Origin of the sequence: Hydrogenophaga sp. RWCD_12 (assembly GCF_046604225.1) — a bacterium.
In the GTDB taxonomy this organism is placed as follows: Bacteria; Pseudomonadota; Gammaproteobacteria; order Burkholderiales; family Burkholderiaceae_C; genus Hydrogenophaga.
In genome coordinates, this window is sequence record NZ_JBKIXC010000001.1 from 724819 (window position 1) to 742829 (window position 18011).

The window sequence follows — 18011 nt, forward strand, 5'->3', positions numbered from 1 at the left end:
ATCTGCTCAGAGGCCGATGGCCAGCGCGAGCGGTACAAAGACCACCGCCAGCGCATTGCCCAGCATGATCATGGCTGCGACCTTGTCGGGTTCCTGGTGGTAGCGCTCGGCCAGCATGAACTGCATGACGGCCGGGGGCAGCGCAGCGAACAGCAGCAACTGTCCGCGCGCAGCTCCTTCGATGCCCAGCGCCCAGGCCAGTGGAATGCCGATCGCCAGTCCGATCAGCGGGCGAGCCAGCGCGCCGAGCAGACCCAGCGCCAGTCCCGCCCGTGTGAGCGAGGTCAGTCGCACGCCAAGCGCGAACAGCATCATGGGCAGCAGCGCGTCGCCCAGGAGTTTCAGGCCCGACAGCAGCACGTCGGGCGGGCGGATGTCGGTCAGGGCGCTGGCAAAGCCCAGCGCGGTGCCGATCATCAGCGGGCTGGTGAGCAGATCGCGGGTGCGGGCCGACGCGCTGGTGATGCGCGCGCCGATGGAGAAGTGGAACAGGTTGCTGACCGAGAACAGCGCGACCGCGGCGCCGAAGTTCTGCGGCCCGAACGCCAGCAGCGCCAGCGGCAAGCCCATGTTGCCGCAGTTGTTGAACATGGCGACGGGCACCAGGGTGCGCGGCTGCGCACCGAATAGCTTCGCCACCGGCCAGGCCAGCAGGCCACTGCCCAGGATCAGCACCGTGCCGCCAATCAGCAGCGGCACATGGCTGGCGAGGTGGAAATCTCTCGACGACAGCGCCGAATACACGAGCACTGGCGCCAGCACGTCCAGCGCGATGCGGTTGAAGACCGACATGTCCGGCGCCTTGCGGCGGGCGTAGACATAGCCGATGGCCACGATCAGGAAGACCGGGATGATGACGTCCGCGATGCGGGTGACGAGTTCCATGCGTACAGGAAAAGAAAAAGGCTCCCGGGGGAGCCTTTTACATCAACAGTCCGAATGATCAGACGCGCTTGCGGTATTCACCGGTGCGGGTGTCGATTTCGATCTTGTCGCCCTGGCTCACGAACAGCGGCACGGGCACTTCAAAGCCGGTGGCAAGCTTGGCGGGCTTGAGCACCTTGCCGGACGTGTCGCCCTTGACGGCGGGTTCGGTCCAGGTGATTTCGCGCACGACGCTGGTCGGCAGTTCGACGGAGATGGCCTTGCCTTCGTAGAACACCACTTCCACGGCCATGCCGTCTTCCAGGTAGTTCAGCGAGTCGCCCATGTTTTCGGCTTCGACTTCGTACTGGTTGTACTCGGCGTCCATGCAGACGTACATCGGGTCGGCGAAGTAGGAGTAGGTGCACTCCTTCTTGTCCAGGATGATCTGGTCCATCTTGTCGTCGGCCTTGAAGACGACTTCGGTGCCGATGTTGCCCAGCAGGCCCTTGAGCTTCATGCGGACGGTGGCCGCGCCGCGGCCGCCACGGGCGTATTCGGTGCGCAGGACGATCATCGGGTCCTTGCCGTGCATGATCACATTGCCGGCGCGGATTTCTTGGGCGATTTTCATAGGGATTCCAACTGTTGGGCCGCGGGTTCCGTCGGGGCGCTGGGCCTGCGGAAGGTCTGGAAGGCCGCGATCTGCGCGGCGAGGCAGATGGCTGGCGGGTAACGGGTGGCGGCGTTTGACCGACCCGGTTTACAGCAAAGCCTTGAATTTTAACGCTTTTCGGCGACGAATCCGAGCAGCTGGCTGGTCAGGTCGGCCTGTGCCAGCAGGCGCTGGCGGGCGGCCCGTGCGCATTCGCCCCAGCCGTGCACCGTTTCCCAGCCTGGCCAGACGGATTCCGGGTCGGTCAGGGCGTTCCAGGCGCGGTGGAAATCGCGCAGCGAACCCGGGGCCTGGAGCCAGTCCAGGAAGGCCTCGAGCTTGGCGTGGTGGGCGTTGTCGTGTTGCGGGTAGATGTGCCAGACGAACGGCCGGCCGGCCCACAGCGCGCGCACCAGCGAGTCCTCGCCGCGCACGAAATTGAGGTCGCAGCTCCAGAGCAGGTGGTCGTAGCCGTGCTGGGTCAGGCGGGGCACGGTGTGCCGCCGCAGAGTGGATGTTGCGGAAGGCAAGTCCTCTTGCACCGCGGCCACGGCGTCGCTGGCACGGCCGGCGGTCACCAGCCAGTCGCTGGCGATGTCGCGCCCGGCCTGATGCAAGACGGCTGCCAGCGCCGGTGGTTCGTAGCAGAACAGGCTGGCGCGCGGTCGTTCTCCGGACGGCAGACCCTGCGCGTCCAGCCAGGTGCCTGCATCGAAGTCCTGTTGCCGCAAGGGCAGGTCGGCTTCGCGCAGCAACCCTCCGGTGGCGGGTGTGAAGCCCGGAAACAGGAACCACTTGGTCAGGCCCCGCAGCGGGCCGGTCATGATCGGGGAGGGCAGGCGGTGCGAACGCTCGACCCAGGCCTCGGCGCTCATGTATTCGAGGTTGATCCAGACCGGTGGCGCATTGCCGGCCTGCACGCGCCGGGCCAGGTCGCCCAGAAACTCCTTCGCCGGGTCGCAGCCGAAGGCCTCGATCCACACGTCGGCGGGTGCGAGTGAGTCGACCAGCCCTTCGGGCAGCGGATCGGCCCATCGGAACACCTGCACGCCGGGCCAGCGGCCCTCCAGCGCGCCGGGTGCCATCCAGGCCAGGTCGTCCGGCACGTCGATCCACAGCCGCACCTTTTCACCGCGGCGCGCGAGGTCGGCGCACAGGCGCCAGCAGACGCCGGTGTCGCCCAGGTTGTCGATGACGCGGCAGAAGATGTCCCATTGCATGGCGCCGATTGTCCAACGTGGAGCTGGTGGGGTGGACAGGGGTGTTGGCCGGACTTAGAGTCCGGTCGAGCTTGTCGCGGTCTGGCTGGAGATACACCATGAAGCAGTTGCTGAAGGTTCTTGTCCTGTGGCTCCTGTGCCTGTTTCCGGGCCTTGGCGTCGGCCTGTCCTGGGCACAGGACCTTCTGACCGACATGGCGGCAGGGCCACCCTCTGGTCGCTACGCCTTCGGCAGCTCGACGCCCAAGAGCCTGCCCGAGCTGCTGCGTGGACCCGGGCAGGGCGACCCGGCGAGCATCGTTGGCCATCTTTTCCTGCCCGCCGAACCCGCGGCAGGCAAGGTGGGCGCGGTCATCCTGGTTCATGGCTCGGGGGGTATCTACGACGCGATGCTCGACTACTGGCCCAAGCGCTTCAATGCCGCAGGCCTGGTGGTGCTGTCGCTTGACACCTTCGGCCCCAGGGGTGTCAAGAGCACCGCCGAGGACCAGTCCCAGGTGCCTTTTGCAGCCGACACCGCCGACGCATTCGTGGCCTTGCGGATGCTGGCCTCGCATCCCCGGATCGATCCGAAACGCATTGCCGTCATGGGCTTTTCCCGAGGCGGGATCACGGCGTGGCGAAGCGCCATCAACCGCATCATCGTTTCCCAGAAGCTGCCTGGCGACCTGCGGTTCGCGGCCCATGTGCCGGTGTATGCCGGCGGGTGCGTCGGCATCTTCCGTGTCACGCCAAAGGCCGGGGTCTTTTCGCCCGCACCCATGCTCTGGGTGCATGGTGACGCCGACGACTACACGCCCATTGGCGCCTGCCGTGAATACTCGGAAAAGATCGGACAGACTGGCACGCCGGTGACCTTCGTCGCCATTCCTGGCGCGCAGCACAAATTCGATGCCGACGACACCCGGAAGATCACGGTGCGGGGGGCACAGCGGACGGTCGAGGACTGTCCGCTGGAGACCGACATCGATGCGATGGTCGTGATGGACCGCAAGACCGGGCAACGTCTGACGGGCGATGCGCTGGCCGCTGCGCAGAAAGCCTGCGCCGCCGTTGGTGCGAACGTGCAGGGCGACAAGGCGGCACGCGACAAGGCGGCGGAAGCCATCGTGGGGTTTCTGACGAAGGTGCTGGCGCCGCGTTGACGGGCAGGTCCGGGCCACAATACGGCCCCATGTCCAGCCCCGCATCCGACGCACCGCATTCCGAACAACTGCTGAGCGAAGTCGCGGCACTGCCCGGCCTGCCGGGGGTCTACCGCTATTTCGATGCCCAGGGCCAGCTGCTCTATGTCGGCAAGGCGCGCAACCTCAAGAAACGCGTCAGCAGCTATTTCCAGAAGAACCACGACGGCACCCGCATCGGCCAGATGGTCAGCCGCATCGTGCGCATGGAGACCACGGTGGTGCGCACCGAGGCCGAGGCGCTGCTGCTGGAAAACAACCTGATCAAGACGTTGAACCCCAAGTTCAACATCCTGTTCCGCGACGACAAGAGCTACCCCTATCTCAAGATCACCGGCACACGCGAGACCTTCCGCACGGCCGGGACGATGCCAGTGCCCATGCTGGCATTTCCGCGCATGGCGTACTACCGCGGCGTGGTGGACCGGCGCCACAGCTACTACGGCCCTTACCCCAGCGCGTGGGCGGTCAAGGAAACCATCACGCTGCTGCAGAAGGTGTTCCGACTGCGCACCTGCGAAGACACCGTGTTCGCCAACCGCACGCGGCCCTGCCTGCTCTACCAGATCAAGCGCTGCACCGGCCCGTGTGTCGACCTGGTCGACATGGAGGCGTATGGGCGCGACGTGGCCGACGCCGAGAGATTCCTGCGCGGCGAGACGCAGGAGGTGCTGGACGCGCTCCAGGCGCGCATGATGGCGCACGCCGACCGGCTGGAGTTCGAGCAGGCGGCCGAGATCCGCAACCAGATGAGTGCCCTGTCCAAAGTGTTGCAGCAGCAGGCGATGGACAACCTGTCGGACAAGGACGTCGATGTGCTGGCGGTGAAGGTGCAGGGTGGCCGCGCATGTGTCAACCTGGCGATGATCCGCGGTGGCCGCCACCTGGGCGACCGACCGTATTTCCCCGCACACGTCGAGGATGCGACACAGATCGATGAAGCGCTGGAGACCGAGGGCGAAGCGCTGCCCGTCGCCGATCCGCTGGAGCGGGTGCATGTGCGTGTGCTCGAAGCCTTCATTGCGCAGCACTACCTGGGCGCTGCATTGCCGCACACGCTGGTGACCAGCCACCCTGTGCGCCGTTCGCTGGTCGAGGCGCTGACCGAACAGAGCGGTGCCAAGGTCAACGCGGTGCACCACCCGCGCGAGCACCGCCGCATCTGGCTGGAGATGGCGCAGAAGAACGCCGAGATTGCGCTGGCGCGGCTGCTGGCCGAAGAGGGCTCGCAGCAGGCGCGCACGCGTGCGCTGGCCGAGGCGCTGGGGCTGCCCGACGACAACCTCGACGAGCTGCGCATCGAGTGTTTCGACATCTCGCACACCGCCGGTGAATCGACCCAGGCGTCCTGCGTGGTGTTCGAGGCCCACAAGATGCAGAACAGCCAGTACCGCCGCTACAACATCGAAGGCATCACCGGTGGCGACGACTATGCCGCCATGCGGCAGGTGCTGCTGCGGCGCTACGGCAAGATTGCCGAGGCGCTGCGGGCGGAGCAGGGCGTCGAGGCGGCACCGATGACAGAACAGTTGGCCGATCAGCAGATGCCGGAGGTCGCCGATGCGACGGCACCAGACACGACAGGCGCTTCGCAGGAAGCACCCAAGGGCCCGCGCATGCCCGATCTGGTGCTGGTCGACGGTGGCAAGGGACAGGTCAGCATGGCGCGTGAGGTGTTTCGGCAACTGGGTCTGGACCTGTCGCTGATCGTCGGCGTCGAGAAGGGCGAAGGACGCAAGGTCGGTCTCGAAGAGCTGGTGTTTGCCGACGGCCGCGAGAAGGTCTACCTCGGCCACGACTCGGCGGCGCTGATGCTGGTGGCGCAGATCCGCGACGAGGCCCACCGCTTCGCGATCACCGGCATGCGGGCACAGCGGGCGAAGGTGCGCACCGGCGGCAGCAAGCTCGAAGACATCCCCGGTGTCGGTCCGAAGAAACGCGCGCGGCTGCTGCAGCGCTTTGGTGGCGTGCGTGGCGTTTCGGCGGCGAGTGTCGAAGACCTGAGCACCGTGGAAGGCATCTCGGCCGAAATGGCCGACGCGATCTATCGCGCTCTGCACTGACGCGCTGGCGCGCGCATCACTTGCTCGTGAGCAGGAAGCTGCCGTCCCAAGCGGGCGGCGGTGGCTGGTCGAGGTATTGGCGGCAACGGCTCAGCAGCACCTTCGATGGCGGATCGTGCGGCTGCTGTTCCAGCAGCGCGATGGCGGCGGCGAATTCCCGCTGCTGGTAGGCGGTGAAGGCCGCCTCGTAGTCGGTCAGCACGGCCATGCGCGCTTCAGGCACTTCACCCTTGCGACCCACCAGTTCGTAGACCTTGATAGGAACCGACTTGCCCACCGGCACCAGCTGATCCACCCGCCGTGTGATGAAGGTGTCTGGCCGCAACTCGTCGCGTGTGTGCTGGGACAGCAGCACCGAAGTGCCGTAGTTCTTGTTGGCGCCTTCGAGTCGGCTGGCCAGGTTCACCTGGTCGCCGATGGCGGTGTAGCTCATGCGCTCGTCCGAACCAATGTTGCCGACGATGGCCTCACCCGTATTGATCCCGATGCGGGTCCGGAAGCTGATGCCCAGGCCGCGGCGTTGCCAATCGGCATTCAGTGCCGCAATCGCTGTCTGGGCTGCGAGCGCGGCCTCGCAGGCGCGCTGCGCGTGATCGGGCGTGGGTTCCGGTGCATTCCAGAACGCCAGCACCGCGTCGCCCACATACTGATCAACGGTCGCGCCGGTCTGCAGCAAAGCAGCGGAAACCGTCGTCAGGTATTCGCTGAGCAGGTGCACCAGCTGGTCCGGCGGCACGCGCTCACTGAGCGAGGTGAAGCCTTCGATGTCTGACATGAACACCGTCAGCGCCTGCTGCGCGCCGCCCGGCTCGGCATCGACACCGCGCGCAATCAGGCGCCGCACCAGCTCGGCCGGCACGTATTTCTGGAACGAGCGCAGCCCCGAGCGCATGCTCTCCAGCTGCTGAACCATGCTGTTGATCTCGATCACGCGCGAGCGGATCGGGGGTGTGCTCTCCAGGTTGAACTGGCGCACCTTCATCATGTCGGCCTCCAGCCGCGACAGCGGACGCCGGATGCGCTGTGCGATCAGATACGCGAGCGGCATCAGCAGCAGCGTGACCAGGCCTCCAGCTCCCCAGAGCACGATCTGGTAGCGACGCTCCTTGGACAGCACACGCTCGGCCGAGATGTCCATGCCCAGTACTGCCTCCACCCGACCGTCCGGCAGGAAGAGCGGAGCGTAGGCCGACATCCAGGTGCCCCAGGCATCGGTGTAGAAACGATCGGTCACAAACGAAGGGTGCTCGCCTCGCTTTGCCTTGAAGGCTTGCAGCAATGCGGGGCTCACATCCCGATAGACGTCGCCCAGCGTGCTGAACTCGGCCGGGTTCTCTTCTGCATCGACCACGAACACCACCTGACCATCGGGCAACTGGCGCGTGGTGTAGATGAAGCGGATGTCGGTGCCCTTGTCGCGGATCTCGCGCAGCCGGTCGCGCAGGGCGCGGTAGTCCGGGCTGGCCTGATCGCCCTTGTCCTGGAGTCGCTGGTGCTTGGCCACGTCGATCTGGGTCGCGGCCACCGACGACAGGTCGGCCAGCCGCAGCCGGAACTCGTCGCGCACGAAGTCGCCCACCAGGCGGCTGGTTGCCAGGCCGATGACCAGGCTGACCAGCAAGGTGACGCCGGCGAATGCCGCAACCAGCGTGAACCGCAGGGTAAAGCGGCCCACGCGCGGGCCGGGTGCGGAATCGGGTCGGGTCATGGAAGGGCAGTGTACAAAACCGCCCCCATAATCTCGCCCATGTTCTTCAACCTTCCCACCCTGCTGACCTGGGCGCGCATCGTCGCCATTCCCCTGATCATCGGTGTGTTCTATCTGGAAGGTGTGAGTACGGTCCAGCAGAACCTGATTGCCACGGTGATGTTCGTGGTGTTCGCGGCGACCGACTGGGCCGACGGCTTCCTGGCGCGGCGTCTGAACCAGACCTCGGCCTTCGGTGCCTTTCTCGATCCGGTGGCCGACAAGTTCCTGGTCTGTGCCAGTCTGCTGGTGCTGGTCCACCTGAAGCGGGCCGACGTGTTCGTGGCGCTGATCATCATCGGGCGGGAGATCGCGATCTCCTCGTTGCGCGAATGGATGGCCATCATCGGCGCGACCAAGAGCGTCGCGGTGCACATGATCGGCAAGGTCAAGACCTCGGTGCAGATGACGGCGATTCCCTTCCTGCTGTTCAATGGCAAGCTGCTGGGCGTGATCGACACGCATGTCTGGGGCACCTGGCTGATCTGGGCGTCGGCGGTGCTCACCGTGTGGTCAATGGTCTATTACCTGCAGAAGGCGCTGCCCGAGATCCGCGCCCGCGCGCGCTGATGACCGGCGACCGGCCTGACGACAACGCGTGGCTGCGCGCCATGCCGTGGGTGTTCGTGCTGATCTGGAGCACGGGCTTCATCGTCGCCCGCTACGGCATGCCGCACGCGCCGCCGATGTCCTTCCTGGCGGTGCGTTACGCGCTTTCCATCCTTTGTTTTCTGCCCTGGATCGTGCTGGCGGGCGTCAAGTGGCCAGCCAACCGAAAGCAGGCCATGCACCTGGCTGTGACTGGTGTGCTGATGCACGCGGGTTACCTTGGCGGCGTGTGGGCTGCGGTCAAGGCTGGCATGGGCTCAGGCCTCTCCTCGCTGATCGTCGGCATCCAGCCGGTCCTCACCGCAATCTGGCTGACCAGCGTCGGCGGCCAGCATGTCTCGCGCCGCCAGTGGCTGGGACTGCTGCTGGGTTTCGCAGGCCTGGTGCTGGTGGTGTCGCGCAAGTTTGGCGCGGGCGGGCCGGGGGACTCGGCCAACTGGCACAACCTTTCGTTCGCGGTGATGGCGCTGTTCGCCATCACCGCAGGCACGCTCTACCAGAAGCGCTTCGTGCAGCCCTGCGATGTGCGCACCGCCAACACGGTGCAACTGGTTGCGGCACTGCTGGTGACCTTGCCACTGGCGATGCTGGAGGCCGAGCCGATGCGGTGGAACGCCGAGCTGGCCGGCGCCATGGCCTGGTCGGTGCTCGGTTTGACACTCGGCGGCAGTTCGCTGCTCTACATGCTGATCCAGCGTGGTGCGGCGGCCTCGGTGACCAGCCTGATGTACCTTGTGCCGCCCTGCACCGCGATGATCGCCTGGCTGCTGTTTGCCGAGCCGATCACGGCCGTGACCGTTGCTGGCACGGCACTCACCGCGTTTGGCGTGAGCCTGGTGGTGCGGCCGGCGCGCTGACGCGTTTCTCGGTCTTCTTCATCTGCTGGTGCCGCCAGGGTTCGCCCTTGAAGCGCTCGGCCAGAAAGTCCACCAGCAAGCGGATGCGGCGTGGCGCCTGTGCGCGGTAGGGTGCAATCCAGTGCACATCGGCGTCGGGCATCGAGTGTTCTGGCAGCACCCGTTGCAGCGCGCCGCTCTCCAGTTGTGATGCTACGTCCCAGAGACTGCGCAACATGATGCCCTGCCCGGCCAGACACCAGTCGCGCACCAGCTCCCCGGAGTTGCTCGACAGCGGACCGCGCACCGGTACATGCAGCCAATGGACCTCGCCCTCGCGGCGCAGCCGCCAGTGGTCATAGCGTTGGTCCGGCCCGCCGCCGTTTTCCCGCACCACCAGGCAGTCGTGCGCCGACAGCTCTTCCAGTGACGCCGGGACACCACGTCGGCGCAGGTAGGACGGCGCAGCGACCAGCACGCGCTGGTTGGCGGCCAGCTTGCGCGAGACCCATTCACCAGCGCGCTGCGGCGGCGCGTTCCAGAGCCAGATGGCGCCGTCCAGCCCGTCGACCACCAGGTCCGGCAACTGCTCGGTCAGCTGCACCTGCACGCTGACCCTGGGATACAGCGACTGAAAATCCGCCAGTGCCGGCCCCAGCCACTGACGCCCGAAGCCAAAGGTGGCCGCCAGACGGATCGGGCCAGAAGGCTCGGCTTGCCGTTCGCGCAGTTCGGCCTCTGCCGCCGCGAACCCGCGCAACAGCTCCTGTGCGCGCTCGCACAGGGCCTCGCCATCGGCGGTCGGGCTGACGCGCCGCGTGGTGCGCTGGAACAGGCAGGCTCCCAGTCGGGCTTCCAACGCGGCCAGGCGTTTGGTGACCACCGAGGGCGCCAGCCGCAGCGCGCGCGCTGCCGTGACGAGGCTGCCGTGGCGCTGCACGGCGAGCACCAGTTCCAGATCGGGACGGTCCAACTCTTTCCTCTGTGGAAACAATCAATGGACGAATTATTGCTTTGAATTCCCCTAAGCTTTCGTCCAAACCACAGGAGATTTCCCATGAGCAAACCGCACCGCATCGCAGTCATCGCTGGCGACGGCATCGGCACCGAAGTCATGCCCGAGGGCCTGCGCGTTCTCGAAGCCGCTGCGTCGAAGTTCGGCATCGGCCTGCAGTTCGACCACTTCGACTTCTCCAGCTGCGACTACCACGAGCGCCACGGCAGGATGCTGCCCGACGACTGGAAAGAACAGATCGGCGGACACGACGCAATCTACTTCGGCGCCGTGGGCTGGCCCGACAAGGTGCCCGATCACATCTCGCTCTGGGGCTCGCTGCTGATGTTCCGCCGCGAGTTCGACCAGTACGTCAACGTGCGCCCGGCGCGGCTGATGCCCGGCGTGCGGGCGCCAGTGGTGCGGCGCGACGGCAGCCCGCGCGAACCCGGCGAGATCGACATGGTCATCGTGCGCGAGAACACCGAGGGCGAGTACTCGAGCATCGGTGGCCGCATGTATGGCGGCACCGAGCGCGAGATCGTGGTCCAGGAAACGGTGATGTCGCGCATCGGCGTCGACCGCGTGCTGCGCCACGCCTTCGAGGTTGCGCGCTCGCGTCCGAAGAAGCACCTGACCAGCGCCACCAAATCCAACGGCATCGCCATCACCATGCCTTACTGGGACGAGCGGGTCGAGGCCATGGCGAAGGAGTATCCGGATGTGAAAGTCGACAAGTTCCATATCGATATCCTCACCGCGCATTTCGTGCAGCGACCCGACTTCTTCGACGTGGTGGTGGGCAGCAACCTGTTCGGTGACATCCTGTCCGACCTTGGGCCGGCCTGCACCGGCACCATCGGCATCGCGCCCAGTGCCAACCTCAACCCGACGCGCCAACACCCTTCGCTGTTCGAACCGGTGCATGGTTCAGCGCCCGACATTGCCGGCAAGGGCATTGCCAATCCGATCGGCCAGATCTGGTGCGGCGCAATGATGCTGGACTTCCTGGGCCATGGAGATGCACACGATGCGATCATGCGGGCGATCGAAGCCTGTCTGGCGCCCGACAGTGGTGCACCGCGCACGCCCGATCTGGGTGGAACGGCGACCACCAGTGACCTGGGCAAGGCCATCGCTGAGGGCGTTCGGCACCAGTAAGCAAGGTGGCGAAAGTGACATGCCTTTCGTCACGAGTGCGTCGCGAAACCGCATAGAATCTCGCGGTTCTGGCGCTCGTTGGGCGTTTTGGCTGCGGCTGTATTGACAGTGGCGCAGCGCCGTGGGTCTAATGAAGAGGCGCATGTATGGAGAGATTTCCCGTACCAATGCGACGCGTGACCTGACCAGAATCAGCAGGCAGCGGCAACCGGTGGCGCCACGTCACCTGCCCGCCTGAAGCAACGAACTTTCATCTCATATAGAGGGGCTTTTTGTGAACAAAACAGAACTCGTCGAGCACATTGCCAAGCACGCCGACATCTCCAAGGCCGCTGCTACCCGCGCTCTGGATTCCACCATCACCGCCATCCGCACCACGCTCAAGAAGGGCGGTACGGTGTCGCTGGTGGGCTTTGGCTCGTTTGCCGTGACCAAGCGTCCCGCCCGCAAGGGTCGCAATCCCCGCACCGGCGCTGAGATTAAAATCAAGGCCGCCAAGGTGCCGAAGTTCCGTCCGGGCAAGGCGCTCAAGGACGCTCTGAACTGAAGCGGACCCCAGGGTTTCCGGTGGGGTGCTTAGCTCAGTCGGTAGAGCGGCGCCCTTACAAGGCGTAGGTCGGCGGTTCGACCCCGTCAGCACCCACCACCATCAAAAAGGCGAACTCGGGTTCGCCTTTTTTGTTGTCGACATTCCCGTGTCGGCGTTTGTTTGATTTGCAGGATTCCAGGCATGTTCGATTCCATTCGCAATCACAAGAAGTACCTCATGGGCTTCCTGATGATCCTGATCATTCCGTCCTTCGTCCTGTTCGGCATCCAGGGCTTCACCAGCTTCGGCCAGAAGGGTGAGACCGTGGCCACGGTAGACGGACACGACATCAGCAAGGCCGACTGGGACCAGGCACACAAGGCCGAATCGCAGCGCCTGCGCGAACAGATGCCCAACGTCGACCCCAAGATGCTCGACAGCGACGCGGCAAAGTACGCCACGCTGGAACGCCTCGTGCGCGACCGCGTGCTGGCCACGGCGGTGCAGAAGGAACACCTCTACACCAGCGACCAGCGCCTGGCCCGAGCACTGCAGGAAGATCCGAACATCGCCGCATTGCGCAAGGCCGACGGTTCGCTGGATGTTGAGCGCTACCAGCAGTTGCTTTCCCGCCAGGGCCTGACCCCCGAGGGCTTCGAAGCGCGCGTGCGCTCGGATCTTTCGCTGCGTCAGGTGCTGGGTGCCACGCAAGCGACCGGGTTTGCACCGCCGTCGGTGGCCAATGTGTCGCTCAACGCCTTCTTCGAGCGCCGCGAGATCCGCGTGCTGCCAGTGGTGGCCAAGGACTTCGCTGCCAAGGTCACGCCGACCGATGCAGAAATCGAGCAGTTCTACAAGGACAACCAGCCGATGTTCCAGGCTCCCGAGCAGGTCGACATCGAATACGTGGTGCTGGACGCCAAGGAACTGGCCAAGACCATTGCTCTGCCCGAGGACGACCTGAAGGCTTACTACAAGGAAAACGTTTCGCGCCTCTCTGGCGACGAAGAGCGCCGCGCCAGCCACATCCTGCTGAACGCTCCGGCCAACATGCCAGCGGCCGAGCGCGAAAAGGTCAAGGCCAAGGCGCAGGGCCTGCTGGAGCAGGTGCGCAAGTCGCCGGACACCTTCGCTGCCGTGGCCAAGGCCAACTCGCAGGATTCGGGCTCGGCCACCAAGGGCGGCGATCTGGATTACTTTGGTCGTGGCGCCATGGTCAAGCCGTTTGAAGACGTGGTGTTCGGCCTGAAGAAGGGCGAGATTTCGAACCTGGTCGAAACCGAGTTTGGCTTTCACATCATCCAGCTGACCGACATCAAGGCGCCCAAGCAGAAGACCTTCGAAGAGATGCGCCCGCAGATCGAGGCCGACCTGAAGAAGCAGCAGGCGCAGAAGCGCTTCGCGGAAAGTGCCGACGCCTTCGGCAACATGGTCTACGAGCAGGCCGAGAGCCTCAAACCGGCTGCCGATCACTTCAAGCTGGAAGTCAAGACTGCCAAGGGCCTGCTGCGCCAGCCCGTGCCGGGTTCTGGCGTGCTCGCGAGCGAACGCCTGCTGGGTGCCGTGTTCGCACCCGAAGCCATCCAGAGCAAACGCAACACCGAAGCGGTCGAGACTGCCTCGGGACAGATGACAGCCGCGCGCGTGGTCAACCATGCCCCCGCGCGCACCCTGCCGCTGGCCGAAGTGCGCGACAGCGTGCGCACGCGCCTGGTGGCTCAGCGCTCGGCCCAGTTGGCCAAGGAAGAGGGCGCGAAGAGGCTGGAGGCTCTCAAGTCGGGCAGCGACAGCAGCGCCATGCCGGCTTCGGTGGTGGTCTCGCGCGACAACCCGCAGAACGTGGCTGCCCAGGCGGTCAAGGCAGCACTGAGTGTCGACCCCAAGCAACTGCCGGCCTGGACCGGTGTGGACATGGGTGAGCAAGGCTATGCCATCGTGAAGGTGGAAAAGGTGTTGCCCCGCAATGTACCCGCGCCGAAGAATCAGGAGCTTCAGCAGTATTCGCAGTGGTGGAACAACGCGGAAGCGCAGGCCCAGTACGAAGCCCTCAAGCAGCGCTTCAAGGTCAAAATCCTGGTGGCTGAGCCCAAGCTCTGATTTGGGCGCGCTATAATCGTTGGCTTGCGGTGGCTGTAGCTCAGTTGGTAGAGTCCAGGATTGTGATTCCTGTTGTCGTGGGTTCGAGTCCCATCAGCCACCCCAGATAATTCAAAGCGCTGCGGCTTCAAAAGTCGCAGCGCTTTTTTGTTTCTGGGGCTCGCTGGAGCGCGTCGACGCTGCCGCTCAACGAGGTGCCACGGTATTCCCTCGGCGCTTTGCGCCTGCACCGGCGCTCAGCAAAGCGTCTGCACTCCGCATCCTCCCGGATACTGCGCTGTGCGCTTGTTCACGATAATGGGCGAAAAAGTCCCCCATTCGCGACAAGTCCACCGTCCATGCAGTCTGACAGCACGTCATTTCCGCTGACCCAACCTCTCTCCGAGGACGGAGAACAGCTTACTGGATGGACTGCAAACAGCCGACTCATGTTTGGCGTTCTGCTGCTGCTTTGCCTGCTCGTCATGTACCTGCAGGCGTCGCGTTGGGCCAACGGTGCGCACAGTCCGGCCCGCCTGTCGCTGTACAGCGACGCCACTGGCAAGGCCGGGATCGAAGGCATCACCGCGTTGCCGCTGAGCGCCTTTGATCCTGTTGCCGCACAGGTTTCGCTGGGCGTTTCCTCTGCTGCCCGCTGGTTCCGGGTGGAGGTGCCACCGCAGGCGCAAGGTGTTCGCGTGCTGGTGGTTCAGCCGAGCTATCTGGACGACGTACGGATCTACCTGCGCGATCCGGGCAGTTCGACAGGGTGGAGGGCCTTCCAGCAAGGCGACCAGTTTCCGTTTTCGCAGAGGCCTCGCAGCGATCTTGCCTTTTCCGTCGAGCATGAATTCGCTGCCAATGAAGTGGCGTATGCCCGGGTCCAGACCCGCCACGCCCACAACATCCGCATCCGCCTGCTGGACCCGTGGGCCGAAAGCGTTGAGAACGCGCGCACCCTGGTCCTGATGGGGCTGTACTGCGGTGTTGTGCTTCTGCTGGCAGGGGCTTCGGCGCTGCTGGCGGCCATGCAACGGGACCAGTATTGGGCGGCCAACGCCCTTTTTCAGTTGTCGACCCTGGGCACGATGGCGTTCTATTTCGGCCTGGGCAGCCAGTTTCTCTTTCCGGAAAGTCCCGGGTTGGCCAGCCAGCTCTCGCTCTGGCTCGGTTTTGTCCAGTTCTTCTTCGGTGCGCTGTTCTACCGGCTGTTCTTCCAGCAGTTCGGCGTCCCTCGCTGGCTGTTGGCGCTGTTGTCTTCGCTTCTGCTGTTCCTGCCGGCGCAGGTGTTCGTGCTCCTCACCGGACACCTTGATGCCGCGCACCGGCTCAACGAGCTCCTGCACCCGTTGGCAATCGTGATCTGTGTGCTCTGTGTGGCGCTGGTCCGGTGCGACGACGCGTTCCTGCTGAGCCTGCTTCGTCTCAATGCCGTTTGCATCGGCACGTATCTCCTGCTGACCCTCGCCACCGAACAGGGGTGGCTGGAGCCCAGGTACCTGGATCTGTACCCCGGTGTCACCATCAATCTGCTGACCGTCGTCATGCTGCATCTGGCACTGGTTCGCCGGGGCGAGCGGCTTTCCATCGAGCGGCATTCCGTCCAGAGGAAGCTGGCCCTCGCGCGCCAGCAGGTGCAACTTGAGCGAAGGCAGCGCAGAGAAGATGGCCGGTTTCTGGGGATGTTGCTGCATGAGCTGCGCTCGCCACTGGCCGTGATTGCGGTGGCGCAGAGTGCCCTGGAGCGCAGGCTTCCCGCCACGGGCGCCCAGCAGGACAGCACCAGCCGCGACCTTCACCGCATTGGGCAGTCGGTGGGGCAGATGCGCGATGTGTTGCAGCAGGTGCAGGCGGTGACCGAGCTGGAGCATCGAATCGGGGAGGTCGCGGCCGAGGTGCCCACCCACGAGGTATGCAACCTGGCGGAGCTGCAGGCGACGCTGGCAGAGCGCTGGCACGGGGAAACCAGGCTGCAGGCGGATTGGCGTCCGGCCAATGCCGAGTCTGAAGCGTCCCGGCGGGTGGTCGGTGCCTTTTCCCTGATCGAGATGATGGTTCGCAATCTGCTGGACAACGCGCTGAAGTACTCGCCGCCGGGATCGGTGGTCCATTGCCACTGCCTGTCCAGGAAGGAACCCGTCTCCGGCGTGGACCTGCTGGTCATCGCGGTGGTCAATGAAGAGGGGCCGGCTGGTGCGCCGGATCCCGACAAAGTGTTCAAGAAGTACTACCGGGCGCCGAATGCACACCAGTACTCAGGGTCGGGCCTTGGGCTGTACTGGGTGCGCGGAGTGGCCCTTTCGCTGGGCGGCGATGTACGCCTTGTGCCAGAAGCGTCCCGGGTGCGCTTCGAACTTGAATTGCCGCTTGTGCCGGAGTGAGGTCATCGATGTGGAATGTGCTGGTCTGCGAGGATTTCACCAACCTTCGGGAAGCGCTGGTCGACTTCCTGGAGGAAAGCGGTCGCTGGAGCGTGCGGGCCGTGGCCGATGGCCAGGCGTTGCGGCAGCAACTGGTCGACCGGTTGCCGGACGTGCTGCTGCTGGATGTGGGTCTTCCACACGAGTCGGGCGTGGACATCGCGCGGTGGCTCCGCAGCACCTACCCGGGCATCGGCATCGTGCTGCTCTCGGGACGAGGCGCGCCGCCCGACCGCCTGGCCGGCTGGCGGGCCGGGGCCGACGCCTATCTGCTGAAACCGGCCGAGATGGAAGAGGTTGAGCTGGTCCTGCGGTCGGTGGTGCAGCGCGCCAGGACGGCGGCTTCGCCATCCAGCCCGGGCAGTGTCTCTTTCAGTCGCCAGCGCGGCACGCTGACAGGGTTGAGCGGCCAGGAGCAGCGCCTGACGTCCCGGGAGGGCGCTCTACTGCACGCCCTTGCCATGTCGCCGGGGGTGCTGGTGGAGATGGACACGCTGTGCACCTTGCTCTGGACCGAAGGTGAGCGGGAGGTGGATTTCAACAACGCGCTGTTTTCGCTGGTGCGGCGTTTGCGCCGCAAGCTTGAACTCTGCGATCTGCCGCCCGATGCCATCGCGGTGATGCGCGGACGGGGCTACCGCTTCACTGCCAGCCTGCATCTGTTGCCCTGAACACACATATGCACAGCGCGCCATGTGTGCAGTTTTTGGGGATAACCCGCGATTCCGGTGAGTTGTATCTGAACGTGACAGCTTGTGACAGTTTCTTTCGGTTGTAGTTTCTAGGCTTCGCATACCGCATCAATGTCACGGAGAAGCTTATGAAATATGGTTTCCGTCGCCCCATCACCCTCGGTGGTCGACAAAAGCAGTCTGGTTTTACGCTGGTGGAACTGGCGGTTGTGCTCGCCGTGATCGGTCTGATCATCGGTGCCATGGCCATCGGCAAGGACGTTCAGCGCAACGCCGAATACACCAAGATCAAGAACAAGTTCGTCGACCAGTGGGAGCAGGCCTACAACCAGTACTACCAGCGCACTGGGGTGGTGGTGGGCGACAACCAGGTTGCACCCCGCGTGATGGTCAATGGCGCGGCCTATACCGCTGCCGTTGGCGCACCGATTTCCGGTGGCGACATGACCTCCGCGACCGAGCCGGGTCGTGCCTGCGACAAGGCCGAGGGTGCCAACATGACGGTTCGGACCGGATCGACCACCAACCTCCGGACGATGATGACCCAGACCGGCATTCGCATGCCGCCGGGTCGTGCCGAAGGTTTCGAGGACCGCTACGTGTACCTCGACAGCAACGGCAACCCGCAGGAAGTGCAGGTCTGCTTCCAGTGGAATCGGCCGGATCGGCCCGAGGGTTCGGGCAACGTCATGATCATTTCCGGTCTGACGCCGGAGCTGGCGCGCATGCTGGACCAGATGGTCGACGGCAAGCCGGACGCGCGGGAAGGCCGATTCCGCCAACAAGCGGTTGGCAACGGCGCAGCCAACGCTCCGGGCGTCCAGTGGGACCGTACCAGCGACGACTCCCTCCCGGGCAGCGCGGCAACCGGCGACAACGTGCAGCGCGATGAATCGCAAGTCGCGACGGTTGTGGCCGTCTACAAGATGAACCAATAAGCGCTGTCCATCCTCCGGAGATC

The 18011-nt window shown here is 64.9% G+C and carries 15 protein-coding genes and 2 tRNA genes; 12 read left to right on the forward strand and 5 right to left on the reverse strand.

The window, feature by feature from the left end; all coding sequences use genetic code 11:
• Positions 1-6 precede the first annotated feature (6 nt).
• The 3 genes from ACLIJ1_RS03460 to earP all read right to left on the reverse strand — a co-directional run bounded on the left by ACLIJ1_RS03460 (position 7) and on the right by earP (position 2739).
• Entirely contained in the window at positions 7-885 is an 879-nt protein-coding gene (locus ACLIJ1_RS03460; RefSeq protein ID WP_411364079.1) for an AEC family transporter, read from the reverse strand.
• 58 nt (positions 886-943) lie between these two features.
• On the reverse strand, positions 944-1498 hold the full coding sequence (efp, locus tag ACLIJ1_RS03465) for an elongation factor P (protein WP_411364080.1): 555 nt from the start codon (positions 1496-1498) through the stop codon (positions 944-946).
• Positions 1499-1647: 149 nt separating this feature from the next.
• Entirely contained in the window at positions 1648-2739 is a 1092-nt protein-coding gene (earP, locus tag ACLIJ1_RS03470; RefSeq protein WP_411364081.1) for an elongation factor P maturation arginine rhamnosyltransferase EarP, read from the reverse strand.
• A gap of 98 nt (positions 2740-2837) precedes the next feature.
• Here earP and ACLIJ1_RS03475 point away from each other — a divergent pair, with 98 nt between their 5' ends.
• Complete coding sequence (locus ACLIJ1_RS03475; RefSeq protein WP_411364082.1) at positions 2838-3884, forward strand: dienelactone hydrolase family protein; 1047 nt, start codon at positions 2838-2840, stop codon at positions 3882-3884.
• A gap of 29 nt (positions 3885-3913) precedes the next feature.
• On the forward strand, positions 3914-5986 hold the full coding sequence (uvrC, locus tag ACLIJ1_RS03480; RefSeq protein ID WP_411364083.1) for an excinuclease ABC subunit UvrC: 2073 nt from the start codon (positions 3914-3916) through the stop codon (positions 5984-5986).
• Between the two features lie 16 nt (positions 5987-6002).
• On the opposite strand, the gene ACLIJ1_RS03485 is transcribed toward uvrC, so the two are convergent.
• Complete coding sequence (locus ACLIJ1_RS03485) at positions 6003-7694, reverse strand: adenylate/guanylate cyclase domain-containing protein (protein ID WP_411364084.1); 1692 nt, start codon at positions 7692-7694, stop codon at positions 6003-6005.
• A 39-nt stretch (positions 7695-7733) separates the two neighbouring features.
• On the opposite strand from ACLIJ1_RS03485, the gene pgsA reads away from it, so the two are divergent.
• Both pgsA and ACLIJ1_RS03495 read left to right on the forward strand, forming a co-directional pair.
• Positions 7734-8303 (forward strand): CDP-diacylglycerol--glycerol-3-phosphate 3-phosphatidyltransferase, encoded by a 570-nt coding sequence (gene pgsA / locus ACLIJ1_RS03490; protein WP_411364085.1) that lies wholly within the window; start codon positions 7734-7736, stop codon positions 8301-8303.
• A complete protein-coding gene (locus ACLIJ1_RS03495) occupies positions 8303-9199 on the forward strand; it encodes a DMT family transporter (RefSeq protein WP_411364086.1) in 897 nt (298 codons plus the stop codon). The genes pgsA and ACLIJ1_RS03495 overlap by 1 nt, the downstream gene beginning before the upstream one ends.
• Here ACLIJ1_RS03495 and ACLIJ1_RS03500 read toward each other — a convergent pair.
• Positions 9156-10151 (reverse strand): LysR family transcriptional regulator, encoded by a 996-nt coding sequence (locus ACLIJ1_RS03500; RefSeq protein WP_411364087.1) that lies wholly within the window; start codon positions 10149-10151, stop codon positions 9156-9158. The genes ACLIJ1_RS03495 and ACLIJ1_RS03500 overlap by 44 nt on opposite strands.
• Positions 10152-10235: 84 nt before the next feature.
• On the opposite strand from ACLIJ1_RS03500, the gene ACLIJ1_RS03505 reads away from it, so the two are divergent.
• From ACLIJ1_RS03505 to ACLIJ1_RS03540, 8 genes are all read left to right on the forward strand, one after another.
• On the forward strand, positions 10236-11333 hold the full coding sequence (locus ACLIJ1_RS03505; RefSeq protein ID WP_411364088.1) for a tartrate dehydrogenase: 1098 nt from the start codon (positions 10236-10238) through the stop codon (positions 11331-11333).
• A 274-nt stretch (positions 11334-11607) separates the two neighbouring features.
• Complete coding sequence (locus ACLIJ1_RS03510) at positions 11608-11880, forward strand: HU family DNA-binding protein (RefSeq protein ID WP_066158910.1); 273 nt, start codon at positions 11608-11610, stop codon at positions 11878-11880.
• Between the two features lie 23 nt (positions 11881-11903).
• A tRNA-Val gene (locus ACLIJ1_RS03515) sits at positions 11904-11979 on the forward strand.
• 84 nt (positions 11980-12063) lie between these two features.
• Positions 12064-13959: a SurA N-terminal domain-containing protein gene (locus ACLIJ1_RS03520; RefSeq protein WP_411364089.1), complete on the forward strand. Its 1896-nt coding sequence runs from the start codon at positions 12064-12066 to the stop codon at positions 13957-13959.
• 29 nt (positions 13960-13988) lie between these two features.
• Positions 13989-14064: transfer RNA gene (locus tag ACLIJ1_RS03525), tRNA-His, on the forward strand.
• A 323-nt stretch (positions 14065-14387) separates the two neighbouring features.
• The gene (locus tag ACLIJ1_RS03530) at positions 14388-16319 is read left to right on the forward strand and encodes a 7TM-DISM domain-containing protein (RefSeq protein ID WP_411364090.1); all 1932 of its coding nucleotides are present in this window, start codon (positions 14388-14390) and stop codon (positions 16317-16319) included.
• 8 nt (positions 16320-16327) lie between these two features.
• A complete protein-coding gene (locus ACLIJ1_RS03535) occupies positions 16328-17029 on the forward strand; it encodes a response regulator transcription factor (RefSeq protein ID WP_411364091.1) in 702 nt (233 codons plus the stop codon).
• 149 nt (positions 17030-17178) lie between these two features.
• On the forward strand, positions 17179-17988 hold the full coding sequence (locus ACLIJ1_RS03540) for a type II secretion system protein (RefSeq protein ID WP_411364092.1): 810 nt from the start codon (positions 17179-17181) through the stop codon (positions 17986-17988).
• Positions 17989-18011 lie beyond the last annotated feature (23 nt).

Excerpts from the sequence above, each read along its gene's own strand:
- ACLIJ1_RS03535 (WP_411364091.1), top strand. The coding sequence starts at position 16,328 with ATGTGGAATGTGCTGGTCTGCGAGGATTTCACCAACCTTCGGGAAGCG.
- ACLIJ1_RS03540 (WP_411364092.1), top strand. The coding sequence starts at position 17,179 with ATGAAATATGGTTTCCGTCGCCCCATCACCCTCGGTGGTCGACAAAAG.
- ACLIJ1_RS03505 (WP_411364088.1), top strand. The coding sequence starts at position 10,236 with ATGAGCAAACCGCACCGCATCGCAGTCATCGCTGGCGACGGCATCGGC.
- ACLIJ1_RS03530 (WP_411364090.1), top strand. The coding sequence starts at position 14,388 with ATGTTTGGCGTTCTGCTGCTGCTTTGCCTGCTCGTCATGTACCTGCAG.
- earP (WP_411364081.1), bottom strand. The coding sequence starts at position 2,739 with ATGCAATGGGACATCTTCTGCCGCGTCATCGACAACCTGGGCGACACC.
- ACLIJ1_RS03495 (WP_411364086.1), top strand. The coding sequence starts at position 8,303 with ATGACCGGCGACCGGCCTGACGACAACGCGTGGCTGCGCGCCATGCCG.
- ACLIJ1_RS03485 (WP_411364084.1), bottom strand. The coding sequence starts at position 7,694 with ATGACCCGACCCGATTCCGCACCCGGCCCGCGCGTGGGCCGCTTTACC.
- efp (WP_411364080.1), bottom strand. The coding sequence starts at position 1,498 with ATGAAAATCGCCCAAGAAATCCGCGCCGGCAATGTGATCATGCACGGC.
- ACLIJ1_RS03475 (WP_411364082.1), top strand. The coding sequence starts at position 2,838 with ATGAAGCAGTTGCTGAAGGTTCTTGTCCTGTGGCTCCTGTGCCTGTTT.
- ACLIJ1_RS03520 (WP_411364089.1), top strand. The coding sequence starts at position 12,064 with ATGTTCGATTCCATTCGCAATCACAAGAAGTACCTCATGGGCTTCCTG.
- pgsA (WP_411364085.1), top strand. The coding sequence starts at position 7,734 with ATGTTCTTCAACCTTCCCACCCTGCTGACCTGGGCGCGCATCGTCGCC.
- ACLIJ1_RS03460 (WP_411364079.1), bottom strand. The coding sequence starts at position 885 with ATGGAACTCGTCACCCGCATCGCGGACGTCATCATCCCGGTCTTCCTG.
- uvrC (WP_411364083.1), top strand. The coding sequence starts at position 3,914 with ATGTCCAGCCCCGCATCCGACGCACCGCATTCCGAACAACTGCTGAGC.